11 protein-coding genes are annotated in these 13,422 nt (G+C 40.0%); 8 read left to right on the forward strand and 3 right to left on the reverse strand.

Features of this window, described 5'->3' with window-relative positions:
- The first annotated feature begins 65 nt into the window (after positions 1-65).
- Positions 66-326 carry a restriction endonuclease subunit S gene (locus tag RTN07_RS10850; protein ID WP_312177942.1) on the forward strand — a complete coding sequence of 87 codons (261 nt, stop codon included), beginning with the start codon at positions 66-68 and terminating at the stop codon, positions 324-326.
- 10 nt (positions 327-336) lie between these two features.
- Positions 337-3,357, forward strand: a complete 3,021-nt coding sequence (locus RTN07_RS10855; RefSeq protein ID WP_312177944.1) for a type I restriction endonuclease subunit R — start codon at positions 337-339, stop codon at positions 3,355-3,357.
- 506 nt (positions 3,358-3,863) lie between these two features.
- Here RTN07_RS10855 and RTN07_RS10860 read toward each other — a convergent pair.
- Positions 3,864-4,268, reverse strand: a complete 405-nt coding sequence (locus RTN07_RS10860) for a hypothetical protein (RefSeq protein ID WP_312177945.1) — start codon at positions 4,266-4,268, stop codon at positions 3,864-3,866.
- Between the two features lie 354 nt (positions 4,269-4,622).
- On the opposite strand from RTN07_RS10860, the gene RTN07_RS10865 reads away from it, so the two are divergent.
- From RTN07_RS10865 to RTN07_RS10885, 5 genes are all read left to right on the forward strand, one after another.
- Entirely contained in the window at positions 4,623-5,003 is a 381-nt protein-coding gene (locus RTN07_RS10865; protein WP_312177947.1) for a plasmid mobilization protein, read from the forward strand.
- A gap of 64 nt (positions 5,004-5,067) precedes the next feature.
- Positions 5,068-7,725, forward strand: coding sequence for a hypothetical protein (locus RTN07_RS10870; protein WP_312177949.1), 2,658 nt, complete (start codon positions 5,068-5,070; stop codon positions 7,723-7,725).
- 167 nt (positions 7,726-7,892) lie between these two features.
- Positions 7,893-8,198, forward strand: coding sequence for an HU family DNA-binding protein (locus RTN07_RS10875; protein ID WP_312177950.1), 306 nt, complete (start codon positions 7,893-7,895; stop codon positions 8,196-8,198).
- 366 nt (positions 8,199-8,564) lie between these two features.
- On the forward strand, positions 8,565-8,726 hold the full coding sequence (locus RTN07_RS10880) for a hypothetical protein (RefSeq protein ID WP_312177952.1): 162 nt from the start codon (positions 8,565-8,567) through the stop codon (positions 8,724-8,726).
- 392 nt (positions 8,727-9,118) lie between these two features.
- Entirely contained in the window at positions 9,119-9,901 is a 783-nt protein-coding gene (locus RTN07_RS10885) for an AraC family transcriptional regulator (RefSeq protein WP_312177954.1), read from the forward strand.
- On the opposite strand, the gene leuA is transcribed toward RTN07_RS10885, so the two are convergent.
- Positions 9,888-11,558, reverse strand: coding sequence for a 2-isopropylmalate synthase (leuA, locus tag RTN07_RS10890; RefSeq protein WP_312177955.1), 1,671 nt, complete (start codon positions 11,556-11,558; stop codon positions 9,888-9,890). The two genes, RTN07_RS10885 and leuA, sit on opposite strands and share 14 nt — an antisense overlap.
- 219 nt (positions 11,559-11,777) lie before the next feature.
- Here leuA and RTN07_RS10895 point away from each other — a divergent pair, with 219 nt between their 5' ends.
- Positions 11,778-12,470, forward strand: a complete 693-nt coding sequence (locus RTN07_RS10895; RefSeq protein ID WP_312177957.1) for an aspartate/glutamate racemase family protein — start codon at positions 11,778-11,780, stop codon at positions 12,468-12,470.
- Positions 12,471-12,632: 162 nt separating this feature from the next.
- Here RTN07_RS10895 and RTN07_RS10900 read toward each other — a convergent pair whose 3' ends face one another.
- On the reverse strand, positions 12,633-13,172 hold the full coding sequence (locus tag RTN07_RS10900; protein ID WP_312177959.1) for a hypothetical protein: 540 nt from the start codon (positions 13,170-13,172) through the stop codon (positions 12,633-12,635).
- Positions 13,173-13,422: the final 250 nt, after the last annotated feature.

A 13,422-nucleotide genomic window follows, 5' to 3' on the forward strand; every position in this document is an offset into this window, starting at 1 on the left:
ATTTACCAATCTTGCTTTCATCGCTTTGTTATTGAAAAGATTGTGAACAGGTTCTTAACGGTTTAATGTCGTCTGAAGTGGGACAAAAACAAATTTGGTTTTTTCAACAAGGCGGGGGACGTGAAGGGCTAAATTTTCAAAATCTTAAAAATTTTGACTTCCCTTTGCCATCAATTGATGAACAAAAAGAAATTATTGCTCATATTGAGATTTTAAAACAACACTTTAAAAAGTCTGTCGATAATTACCAAACCCAAATCGACCGTCTAAAAGAATACAAAAACATCCTAATCAACCAAGCCGTCACAGGCAAAATAAAAATCTAACGAGCCACCCATGCAGAAATTGACCAACTTTAGCGAAAAAGAACTTGAAGACCACATCGTCACCGCCCTAACTGCCAACGGCTATCAACAAGGCAACCCTGCCGACTTTGACAAAATCCAAGCCATCGACAGCCACTTTTTTTGGCAATTTTTGCATAACAGCCAACAAACCGCCCTAGACACCATCGCCAAACACAACCCAGACTGGCAAAAAACCATCATCCACCGCCTCAACAATACCATCAAAAAATACGGCATACTGCACATACTCAAAAAAGGCTTGGACGTGGACAACGCCAACTTAACCTTTCTTTACCCAAAGCCCCTAGCAAGCTCTAGCCAAATCGCCCGTGATAACTACCGACAAAACATCTTTACCGTTACCCGACAAGTTCGTTATAGCCAGCATAACGGCAACTCGGTGGATTTGGTCATTTTTTTAAACGGTCTAGCTATCATCACGTTAGAACTCAAAAGCACCCATAAAAACCAAACCGCCCGTTTTAACGCCATCGAACAATACAAAAAAGATCGAAGCCTTGATGACCCGCTATTTAACTTTGCCAGAGCGATTGTCCACTTTACCCTAGACAATCAAGAAGCCTACATGACCACACGGCTAAACGGGGCAAATACCTTCTTTTTACCGTTCAATAAAGGCAACCACGGCAACGCAGGTAACCCACCCAATCCCAACGGCTTTAACACCGAATACCTTTGGAACGAAGTGTTACAGCCTGACAGCTTAGTTAATCTCATCAGCCATTTTGTGCGATTAGGCTGTGATAATCCCGACATCAAAAAGCCCAATCTTGGTGACATGACCCTGTATTTCCCCCGCTACCATCAAATGAGCGTGGTAAGGCGATTGGTGCAAGACGTCGCTGGCAATGGCGTTGGCAAACGCTATCTGATTCAGCATTCCGCAGGGTCTGGCAAGTCCAACTCCATCACATGGCTTGCCTATCAGCTTATAGAAGCCTACCCGCACAGCGAACAAGCAAAAGGGGCGAAAGGGCTAGAACAGCTGCTATATGATTCGGTGATTGTAGTGACTGACCGCAAAATTTTGGACAAACAGCTCAAAGACAATATCAAGCAGTTTAGCGAAGTCAAAGGCATTATCGCCCATGCCGAACGCTCAAAAGACCTACGCAACGCCCTAGAAAACGGCAAAAAAATCATCATCACCACTATTCAAAAATTCCCCTTTATCCTAGACGACATTGGCGAAATGGCGGACAAAAACTTTGCCATCATCATTGACGAAGCGCACAGCTCACAAAGTGGACAGGCACATGACGGCATGAATACCGCATTAAATGTCCATGACGAAAAAGACAGTAATACGCAAGACAGTGATACAGACAACAACCAAGACCGTATTGTCCAAGCCATCGAAAAACACATGCAAAACCGCAAAATGCGGGGCAATGCCAGCTATTTTGCCTTTACCGCCACCCCAAAAGACAGCACCCTAGAAAAGTTTGGCGAAAAACAAGCCGACGGTCGCTTTACTCCCTTTGACCTGTACTCCATGAAGCAAGCCATTGAAGAAGGCTTTATTCTGGATGTGGTACGCAATTACACCACCTTCAAATCTTACTACGAGATTCAAAAATCGGTCGAAAATGACCCAGCATTTGATTCTAACAAGGCACAAAAAGCCCTGAAAGCCTATGTCGAACGCCAACAGAAAACCATCGATGTCAAAGCCGAAATCATGCTTGACCACTTTATCAGCAATATTTTTGCCAAAAAACGCCTAAAAGGGCATGCCAAAGCCATGATAGTCACGCAAAATATCGAAATGGCAATCCGTTATTACCAAGCGATTAACCGTTTACTGGAGCAAAAAGGCAACCCCTTTAAAGCCATGATAGCCTTTAGTGGTGAAAAACTCGTGGACGGCATTACCTACACCGAAAGCCAAATCAATGGCTTTGAGGATAGCAAAACCAAAGAAAAATTTGATAGCGATGACTACCGAATTTTGGTCGTCGCAAACAAATATTTGACAGGCTTTGACCAACCCAAACTCACCGCCATGTATGTCGATAAAAAATTGCGAGATGTGTTGGCAGTCCAAACCCTGTCACGGCTCAACCGCTCGGCGAATAAATACGACAAAAAAACCGAAGACCTATTTGTACTGGATTTTTTTAATAGCGTCAGCGATATTAAAACCGCTTTCGATAAATACTTTACCGTCACTACCCTAAGCCAAGCGACCGATGTCAATGTCTTAAACGACATCAAAACCGAACTTGATGCGGTAGGCGTTTATGAACCGCATGAAGTGATTGACTATGCCGAAGCTTACTTTGGCGGGGCAAGCATGGAAACCTTGCAAGGCAAAATCAATATGTTGGCAGAACGCTTTAATCACGAGCTAGAACTCAGCGATGATGCGAAAATTGAATTTAAAATGCAAGCCAAACAATTTGTCAAACTCTACAGCCGTCTGGCATCCATTATGCCGTTTAATAAAATTGAATGGGAGCGATTGTTTTGGTTATTAAGAGCGTTGATTCCTGAGCTTAACATTCGCACCCAAGAAGATGATGACATCGACGATTTGTTAGAATCGATTGATTTAAACACTTATGCGATTGAACGAACCGCTCTAGGTTCAACCATAACATTAGATGAAAAAGAAGCGGTCATTGATCCAACTAACCCCAATGTCATTGGCGTACATACTGAGCCTCAAACCAACACTTTAGATAAAATTATTGCTGATTTTAATGAGCGTTGGTTTAAAAGTTGGCACGTCACCCCCGAAGAGCAACGGGTCAAATTTATCAATTTGGCACAACGGATTTATAACCATCCTGACTTTCAACAAAAATATTTAACGACGGATGATGAACAACATCGTAGTTTAGAATTTGAAAAGCTAGTCAAAGATATTATCGTGGAAGACCGAAAAAAAGAAATCGATTTTTACAAATTGTTTATCCAAGACGAAGCCTTCCAGTTGGCGTTTTTGAGTAATCTCAGACAAGTCGTTGATAGAAAATCACAGTGACTCTTATCAAAATAAATTTATAAAGATTGATCCATAATAAAAAAGATTTGAACGATTTAACGATTCAAATCTTTTTTTTTACCAAGAAAGTCAAGACAAATTCTCATTCGTATGTGAAATTGAATCTACCGAATTGATGATAGGATTAGTAAACGCATTAACTTTTTGTTCTTGAACTTGGGTGGATGATTTGGCTAAAAAACTATTAATTCTTGTAGAATTAAAAAAACTAACAGAACACGGAGCAAATTGTTAATTAAAAAAATAATAACCTGTAAATTTTTTCGCTAAAAATTTTCTAAAAAAATTTAACTAACCCAAGAAAATCGAATAAAAAATATCAAGAAAAATCGCTAAAAAAACTTTAATGCTGAAAAAATTCAAAATCAAAAAGTAAAAAAACTAAAACAAAATTATCAATAAAAAATATAAATTGATAAAAAAATTTAGTAGGTATCTAACTAAAAAATACTATCAATCTTATAATTGAACACTAAATAATTAAACTAATTATCAACCAAATTGGTGGTTGCATTATTACCATAATTGATGCCACTTTCTTCAACTATTTGATGATCTAAAGCTGTTGTTTGATGTGAACCAAGTTGAATCTTGGTAGTATCTTTATCATCAACAGTCAATTGCTTGCTATCAGTATCGTCTTGCCTAGCCAATTTTTTTAAAATATTGATACGATTTTTTAAACGCTTTTTCTCTTCTTTAGTAGCGTATTTATCTAAAAACTTTAAATAAGCCTCTGCTTTTTTAGGTTCACTAATACTATCAACATAACGCTTAGAAATAGTACCAAGTGCTTCTGCTTCTTCTTTATTCATCAACTCTAATGCTTGAGAAATTGCTAACATCTCTTGGGCCAATTGCTCAGGGGTTTTCCTTAAGTACTTACTCATTATTACCTCGCATACTTATCCAATAAAAATATCAGTTATGGAAAAATCTTAGCATGCTTTAGTTATAGCAGCAAGTTTGGTCTTTACTGTGCCCACAGGCAATGCTAGAATTTGACAATAAAGAGCATAACCCCTTAGAGCTAAAAGAGCAAGCATAGATAAAGACCCCTATTTCGCTAACGCTCATAGGGGTTTTATCGGACGCTTGATTAGGGGGCAAACCCCCCAATACCCCCAGCCCAACCTATTTTACTCCCCCTAAAAAGCTGAGGTCGTAAAAAGAGGTTGGGCTAAATCCCGCGGCATACATTGTAGAGTTAGGTTGATTATCTCGCGGTTAGTTAGAGATAAGTGATGAAAAAATCAGCGCAAGAGAGACGAACGCATGTGGTAAAGGTGCGCTTTAATGATGAAGAATATGAGAAAATCCAAAAAATTAGTGAGATGCCTGTCGCAAAATATATTCGCCTAAAATCCTTAGAAAATCCGATGGAGCGTCGTATTCATCCACCCAAAGTTGAGCAAGGTTTATTGCGAGAAATTAATAGCATTGGTGTTAATTTAAATCAGCTGACTACTATAGCCAATAGCAATTTTAATAATAATACGTTAGATAGTTTAGCGTTGGCTACTGAACTTGCCTTCATTCGTCATCAGATCGATAAGTTGTTAGATCGTTATACTACTAAAGAAAATATAGGTGCCATCGATGAAATCGTTGCACCTGAATTATAAAAATCGTTTAAATTTTTTTTAAATACTTATGGCAAGTTATCTAAAATTTTTTATGGAAAATTAAATGCTTGTTAAATTTTTTAAGCGGGGTAGTGTTGCAGATAACCATTATTCTTCGGGTGGTCGAGCTGTGCAACGCTATTTGCTAGGGAAAGATTATGCAGATGGTATCGCTTCTCGCGAAAATGCAAAATTATTGAGTGGTAATCCTGAGTGGGTGACTGAACTTATTAATGGTTTAACTTTTTCAAAGATTTATACGGCTGGGTGTTTGGCATTTGAAGGGGAGGAAAGTAAGACGGTTACTGAAGCAATGAAACAACAGCTGATGGATGAATTTGAGCATTGTTTATTTACCGGTCTTGATAAAAATCAGTATGCTGGTTATTGGGTAGAACACACCGATAAAATTGATGAGGTAACAAACACCCCTAGGCTTGAGCTGAACTTTGTCTTTGCTAATGTTGAATTGTCCACTGGCAAAGCGCTACCGGTTTATTATCATCTAATCGATGAAAAACGGGTGGATACGTTTAAAGAAATCAAAAATTTAGAGATGAATTTAACCGATCCAGTTGCGGCGGCGCGCATTAAATTAACACGGATTGGTGATAAGTTACCTAAAAATGTTAAAGAAACGCTAGGAAAAATTAATGATGAATTAGAAGAGTTATTTATCAATGAGTCAGTCAATCATCGCGATGATGTGATTACTTATCTATCTGAGCATTACGAGATCACCGCTATTAAGAACCAATCTATTTCTATTAAAAATCCACACGGTGGCGCTAGACCTATTCGTTTACAAGGAGCTTTTTATGAAAAAACCTTCGAATCTCGGGGAACTCTCGGCGAGCAATTTGACCAAGCAAAAAACGATCGAAGATACCGTGAAGAGCCAGATCACGAACGAATTCTCAGGCTTAAGGCAGACTATCAAAGCTACTGTGACAAACGAAGTAACGAGCTTTCTAAACGATTTAAAAACCGAGCTCAAAACCGAGCAGAGCCAACCGTTGAACCAGATCAGCGAGTCGAACAAAGCCTTGCACGAACGTATCGATACATTGATCGACCAGAAGGCTATCTCAGCCCGTTTAGATCAGCTCGATACGCGGCTAGCCCAGATGGAAGAACGGATCACGCAAATCGACGAGAAGGCTCAAACGACTTTAACGTCACTCACGAATCAGGTGGACAGCAATCTGGGTACCTACGCCAATCACGTGAACGAGAAGATAGCATTGAGAATCGAGAGCGAGCAGCAGGATTACCAGCGATTTTTAAGCGAACAGCAAACTTGGCGCAGCAAGCTGATAACGAGTATCAACCGCCAGAATCAACTACCAGTGATATTGTGGGTGATCTTTTTAAGCCTGCTGGCGATATCGTTGGGCATCAACATCTCGGTGCTCGTAGAATGGCGGATTTGGTCAACATTCATGATAACATCATTACTGATGATTCTGTTTATTCTGACTTGTTGCGGGATTTACCTGGCGTATCAACAGTTAACGCGGGAGAATTAAACGATGCTACCGAACCATCCAAACCTACTGTTAGAGACCGCCTTAGCGCAGCTGTCAAAAACCTTGTTAGACGAGCAACAAGCGCAGTTTACGGTTTTCAAACAGCAGTACGAGCAAGACAATCAAGCGTTGAGCGAATTAGTGGCCTTGCTCAAACTTGCTATGGAGAAATTAGAAAACTCGTCAACCATCGATACGAACAAAGAACCCGTCACCAAAACACAGCTCGACAATTTGCTGGCGCAAAATCAGCAGTTAGCCGATCAAGCCGCACGCTTAGCCGAGCAATATCTAAGCCAGTATCACGAGCATCAACGAACGATTCAAGCGTTGACCAACCAAGTATCTCAGCTTCACCAGTCCAATCAGGCACTACAAACACAAAACCAGCAGTTGCAGCAGTCCAACCAGCAACTGACAACGGAAAATCAAGCGATCTTAGCCAAGTTATCCGAATGGATTACGCTATATCAAGCACAGGACGCCAAAATAACGAACTTGATGAAACAATTGAATTTATTACCCAACGACAAGCTGCCATTGCCGAACAAGCACGACTCGCTAAGTTAAAAAAGCAGCTTGAAGCACGCACCGAGTTTGAGAAGCAAATTGCCCAGGCAATCAAAGCCTATTTCGATCAATTAAAACAAGCAAAAATCGAAGCGGATTACTACTATGAGCGCTACTCACTTAATCGGGCGCTACAAGCCATGATTGCGCTTAGGGTAAGTCAAGTCATTGGCGATAAGGATATGTTTTTAACAGCCACGACGGCATATAAACGCGCGATGGTAGGGGTCAAACCCACCCATGATATTAAAGAGATGACAGAAAAAGCACAGGACGGGTCAATGAGCTTTGCAGAAAAAATACGCTTTAAAGACCCTGATGGCCTAGGTTATCAAAAAGATAAGCCTAAGCATTGTCAGTATTTGGCACAAGGTATTAAGCTTGCAACGTTGTTAAATAATCAAGCAAAGGCGTTAGTGAACCAAGCAATCGATGATGGATTTATCGAGTCTGATCAGCCCGTGGAGCGGTATGATGAGGATCGGCGGTTTTTAAAGCCATTGACGAGCTTGTTTAATGATATTGATCAAATACTGACAAGCGTTGATACGTCTGTGCAATCGCCTAAACCTACTCAGCAGCTTACGCCAAGTTATGGTAGAAGCGGAGGTCCTGGGTTCTAAGAATTCGTTTAAACAGTCTAGGTAATTAACTTATCAATACTAGACAAAAATCCAGATAATAACTATGATTAAATGCTAACACACGGTAGAACCGTCTTGATATGCTATCGCCCTGCAGTCAATTAAGAACTATAATGTAATACTAAATTGCCACAAGGAACTTTGTAATGAACAAAAAAATTGTTATTAACAAGCTAAAACATCGCTTGAATCTTAACGAAGATGAGACAAGAAAAATTTTAAATGAGACCTTAGCGGTATTTGATGAGGTGTTTCAAGAGCATGATATGCTGCGTTTAGTTGGCTTTGGTACCTTTGTCAAAAAAACAAGGCAAAGTCGAATCGGCAGAAATCCTCAGACGAAAGAAGAAATACAGATTCCTGAAAAAACGGTAATTACCTTTAAGATGGGAGCGGGCTTGGAAAAAGCGTTAAATCAAGTTAAAAAGCCAATCAAAAAGAGTAAGAAATAAGGATTTAGATGGCAGGTTACTTGTTCATTAAGCTAAGTTTTTAATGGCAAAAAGGCTTATAAGTCATTGCCTTATGTATAAAGGAGTTTTCCATGAACGAAGTACATGTTACGACAGCAAAAGTTGTTTTAATTTCTTTGGTTAGTGGCGCTATGGTAGCACTATTAGTAAAATTACTATTTTAAGTTTCAGGCCAGTATAAGTATATAGTCCAAAGTAGGGATGCTTTGGCAGTAATGATGAAAACTTTGTGGGTATCATTAATTGTTAAAAGAGATTATTTCTCTTAAAAATTACGATTAGCACAAACTAAAGAAATTTTTAAGTAAGCAAGGCAAGCCTTAGAACAGCGTAAGGGAAATCAACATGAAACAGCAACCGAAAATTATAGTACCAAACAATGACAAATATACTCGACATCTTAAATTAACTGAGAAACAAGAACAAGAATTGATAGCTTACAATAAAGCAGGGGCGGAGTATTTTAAGAAAGCATTTCAACATCGAGCTAAAAAACCAGCCACGTAATAGGCTAAATGCTCAAGCAGCGGATAAGGGTTTATATTCCTTGATAAGGGATGCGTTTGAATTTTAATATTTAACATAACCAAAGATGGGCGAAGTGGAGCCTTAAGACTCCACTTGCAGAAGGTTCAATAGATTATTGCAACCACTAACATGATAATAATACCTGCCATAATCGATAGCATGGTCATGGTTGCAGAACGTACATAGTCATCGTTCATTTCATCTCTCCATAGAAAGGCTTAATAGCCATATCCTAAGTATTTTCAGTAAGGGCAAATATTCCAATTGCCTAAATTAAATCAAACTCCATATCGGAGAGCTTAAACAGTTTTCAAGTATAATGAAAGCAGAAATTTTTAGCCTCATTAAGCCATTGAATTGACCAATCGCGTATGTATTTTCAATCCTTACAACCTCAACAGCCATTAAGTATTGTCGAACAGTACTACGAAACGGGAATGTCTGAGCCCTCACATCGTCATGTCTGTTATCAACTGATTATTGTCAAACATGGTTTTATCCGAGTCACAACGCCTAATGGTCAGTTTGCCATTACCCAAAATCGAGGAATATGGCTAACAAAAGGTACCGAACATAGCCTAACTATTTTAAAGAATACCCAAGTTTTATCCGCCTTTGTTGAACCATTGACACGGGCAGACCTACCCAATCGCAGTCAAGTGGTTGCCATCAGCGAGTTACTGCAAGCGTTGCTTGGCAGTGCCGTTGGTATTGACAGTCATTATCAAACCAATACCCGTGAAGCCTGGATCGTTGAGCTGATACTCGATGAAACTAGATGCTTAACACCACTCACAGAATTTGAAGTACCAAAGCCTGCTTTACCTGAGTATCAAGCCTTAATTGAAAAAATTAGTGCGCGACTCTCGCATCCATGGACACTTGCTGATATTGCCCACCTGCTTAACATCAGTGAACGCACCGTATCACGGCAATTTACTCAGCAAACAGGGTTAAGCTTTATTGAATGGCTAAGACGGCTGCGGTTGCAGCACAGTCTTGAGTTACTGTTGCAAGGCCAAAGTGTGATCGATGTGGCATTAGCCGTTGGTTATGACAGCCCCAGTGCGTTTAGTACCGCTTTTAAACAACGTATTGGGCTATCACCGACCCAATACGTTGCTGGGTATCAGCACAACTTTAGCCAAGTATAAGTTGCTGTTGACAGGCATTGATCACCGCCTGCATCGATGTTTTTGCGACATCATCGCCAATGGCTACCCCATAAAACGACTCATCATCTTCTTTTAGCATCACATAACAAATCGCTTGGCTATCACTGGCTTTCCCTAAGCTATGCTCATCATACTGTTCGATGCTAAATCGTCTATGAAAGTGGCTGTTAATCGCATTAACAAAAGCAGAGAGTATGCCATTACCTATACCCTCAATTGTTAACTCATTGGGGTTAGAAAGTTCAACCGTTAAATGGTAGTCATTGGCATTGTTTCTCCCAGTAAAGCCCTGTACTTGATAGCCTGCTGGCTGATATAAATTTAAGCCATAACGCTCTTTAAACAACTGCCAAATCTCAGCCATGCTCGCTTCTTTTTCATGTTGGTGGGTAAAGTCTTTAACCCGTTGGCTAAAGTCCAGCTGAAACGCACGGGGTAATTTGATGCCATGATGGGTTTCAAGCAGCCACGCTGCGCCACTTTTACCAGATTGGCTATTGACCCGTATGACTGCTTCATAGGTTGCACCAATGTCTTTGGGGTCAATGGTAAAATACGGTACATTCCATAGTATGTCTGGGTTTTGTTCACGTTTGGCAAAGCCTTTTTTAATTGCATCTTGGTGAGAACCACTAAAGGCAGTAAATACGAGTTCACCGGCATACGGATGTCGTGGATGAATCGGCAGCTCGTTGCAATAGGTCATTACATTAGCCGTTTGTTGAAGATTTGAAAAATCTAAGTTGGGATAAATGCCTTGTGTATATAGATTTAACGCAAGTGTTACCAAGTCAACATTACCGGTACGTTCACCATTGCCAAATAGACAACCTTCGACTCGGGTTGCCCCTGCAAGCATGGCAAGTTCAGCACAGGCTACCCCGGTGCCCCTGTCATTATGCGGATGAATGCTGATGGTAATATGTGATAAATCCGAAAAATTTTGCATAAACCATTCAATTTGATCGGCATATACATTGGGCGTATTCATCTCAACCGTGGCAGGTAGATTGATAATCATGGGCCGATCTGCTGTTGGTTGCCAAACATCTTTGACCGCTTCACAAATCTCTAGAGCAAATTCTCGCTCAGTAAAGCAGAAAGTTTCTGGTGAATACTCAAATTGCCATTGGGTATTGGGATTTTGCTCACAATGCTGCTTGACTAATGTTGCCCCATTTACTGCTAATTCTATGGTGCTGGCTTTGTCTTGGTTAAATACCACCTCACGAAAGACAGGGGCGGTAGCATTGTATAAATGGACAATCGCTTTGGATGCGCCTTGTAATGCGTCAAAGGTCTTAGCAATAAGTTCAGGACGTGATTGGGTAATGACTTGAATCCATACATCGTTAGGAATAAGCTTGTCATCGATTAATTGACGCACAAAGTTAAAATCGGTATCCGATGCTGAAGGGAAAGCCACTTCAATTTCTTTAAAGCCAATCGCCACCAAATGATTGAATAGATACAACTTCTTGTCCGTATCCATAGGGTTAATTAACGCTTGGTTGCCATCTCTTAAGTCAGATGAGCACCAACGTGGGGCAGTAGTAAGCTGATTGTTACACCAGGTGCGAGTGGAAAAGGGCTCAACTGTGAATCGTTGATATTTAGTTTGGGGATTGGTTAGCATGGTTATCTCCTTATTGGGTTAAACCATGCTATCGAAATTTTAGTGGTGATGCCTTCGAGTTTCGGACAGGATTCTTTGCTAGTGGTTTTCGGCAAATAATTGTGATGTTTAAATCACCCACACAATTTTGAAATTTAAAAAACAACTGTATTGGGCATTAACTATTAAATTACCCTATAGTAGCCAATTAAAATAGGAACTAATCATAGGCATCATCATATGAAACTACTCGGCATCATTGGCGGCATGAGTACCGCAAGTTCAATCAGCTACTACCAAAAAATCAATGAACAAATCAATCAACGTCTTGGCGCTAATCATGGGGCTAGGCTAGTGATTTATAATCTCGACTTTGAAGAAATTGCTCAACTACAAAAACAAGGCAACTGGCAACAAGCAGGTGAGATGTTAGCGGATGCTGCAAAACGCTTAGTACTCGCAGGCGTTGATGGAATCTTACTTGCCACCAATACCATGCACAAAGTCGCTGAGTTCATCACAGATGCGATAGATGTACCATTTTTACATTTGATTGACATCACGGCTCAAGCCATTGCTAAACAAGGCTTGGACAAAGTAGGATTGTTAGGGACTAGTTTTAGTATGACGGATGGCTTTTACCAAACAACTTTAGCCGAATATGGTATCCAAACGATTATTCCTAACGAATCTGCCCAGCAAATCGTGCACCGCATTATTTATGATGAGTTGTGTTTAAACCAAATTAAACCGAGCGCTGCCGAGCAATATATTCAAATCATTGAGACACTCAAAGCGCAGGGTGCACAAGCCGTAATTTTGGGGTGTACTGAAATCGGACTGCTTATCAATGAAGAAAATAGCCCCCTACCTGTGTTTGACACCACACTTTTACATATTAATGCAGCGGTGGCGTGGATGTTGGCTCAATAAATAAACAAGTGATTGATGTATGATGAAAGAAACGGAGAAATTTACAAGGCTATTTTTTTATTAGAATACTTGGTAATATCTAAAATAGAGTGGGCAATTATTTGATTTCAAGAATATTATTTAACATAAAATAAATTGGGCGAATTTGATATCAGAAGTTACTTATTTCTCAAGCAGATTATCTCTTATCCAATAGTCTAGATTATCTAGTTGCACGAACTCAATATTGCTATCCATCGAATAGCCTCGATGAACCCAATTAATCGACTTTGCTACATAAAGGGTTTTAATAATGGGTGATTCATCACTGGTTACAGGGTAGCCAAAAAATTTCGCAAATTTCTGATGATATTGTTTTATAAACTCATAGCGTTTCATAATTTTGGTTATATGGCTCGGTTTCTCCGTCGCAAAAATTTCCTCACGAAGCCGCTTCATATCTTTCATACAAAAAGGGGTTTGATTGAACTTACATTCTACCATTACCCAAGTATTCTTTTGCGGGATATAGACTAATACATCGTAATCGCCGACGTTTTCATTCTTTTTTATTTTTCTAGGGTCGAAGTTTAAAACACACAAGCTCTTATCGAAATATCTTAAAAAGATTTGATGGGTAGCCACTTCCAACTCATTTTCGATACTTCTTTTAATGATTTTTAATACTTTGCTGACATTTGGCCAAGCAAATTCTGCAGGCAACCCCCCTTCTCCGACCTTATCTTGCCAAATCGTGAATGACCGATACACGCACCCTGCGGACCACATTAGCTTGTCATCAACTTGAATGAGGGGTCGAATATTAAGTCGATGATCTCGCTTTCGGTATTCTGAAATGTAGATACTTGATTCCTCGGTGATGCCATCAGGCTTTAGAAAGATTTTTGTTGGCTGCAGTGTAAGCCCCCGACCATACCCCTATTGAGGTGGTATCCAGACATGTGGTAGCAGC

It is taken from the genome of Moraxella sp. CTOTU46934 (assembly GCF_031979465.1).
In the GTDB taxonomy this organism is placed as follows: Bacteria; Pseudomonadota; Gammaproteobacteria; order Pseudomonadales; family Moraxellaceae; genus Faucicola; species Faucicola tetraodonis.

What these genes read in the sequence shown, in the direction of transcription:
- RTN07_RS10855 (WP_312177944.1), top strand. Translation starts at nt 337, where the DNA reads ATGCAGAAATTGACCAACTTTAGCGAAAAAGAACTTGAAGACCACATC.
- RTN07_RS10865 (WP_312177947.1), top strand. Translation starts at nt 4,623, where the DNA reads ATGAAAAAATCAGCGCAAGAGAGACGAACGCATGTGGTAAAGGTGCGC.
- RTN07_RS10870 (WP_312177949.1), top strand. Translation starts at nt 5,068, where the DNA reads ATGCTTGTTAAATTTTTTAAGCGGGGTAGTGTTGCAGATAACCATTAT.
- RTN07_RS10860 (WP_312177945.1), bottom strand. Translation starts at nt 4,268, where the DNA reads ATGAGTAAGTACTTAAGGAAAACCCCTGAGCAATTGGCCCAAGAGATG.
- RTN07_RS10885 (WP_312177954.1), top strand. Translation starts at nt 9,119, where the DNA reads ATGTATTTTCAATCCTTACAACCTCAACAGCCATTAAGTATTGTCGAA.
- RTN07_RS10895 (WP_312177957.1), top strand. Translation starts at nt 11,778, where the DNA reads ATGAAACTACTCGGCATCATTGGCGGCATGAGTACCGCAAGTTCAATC.
- RTN07_RS10880 (WP_312177952.1), top strand. Translation starts at nt 8,565, where the DNA reads ATGAAACAGCAACCGAAAATTATAGTACCAAACAATGACAAATATACT.
- RTN07_RS10875 (WP_312177950.1), top strand. Translation starts at nt 7,893, where the DNA reads ATGAACAAAAAAATTGTTATTAACAAGCTAAAACATCGCTTGAATCTT.
- leuA (WP_312177955.1), bottom strand. Translation starts at nt 11,558, where the DNA reads ATGCTAACCAATCCCCAAACTAAATATCAACGATTCACAGTTGAGCCC.
- RTN07_RS10850 (WP_312177942.1), top strand. Translation starts at nt 66, where the DNA reads ATGTCGTCTGAAGTGGGACAAAAACAAATTTGGTTTTTTCAACAAGGC.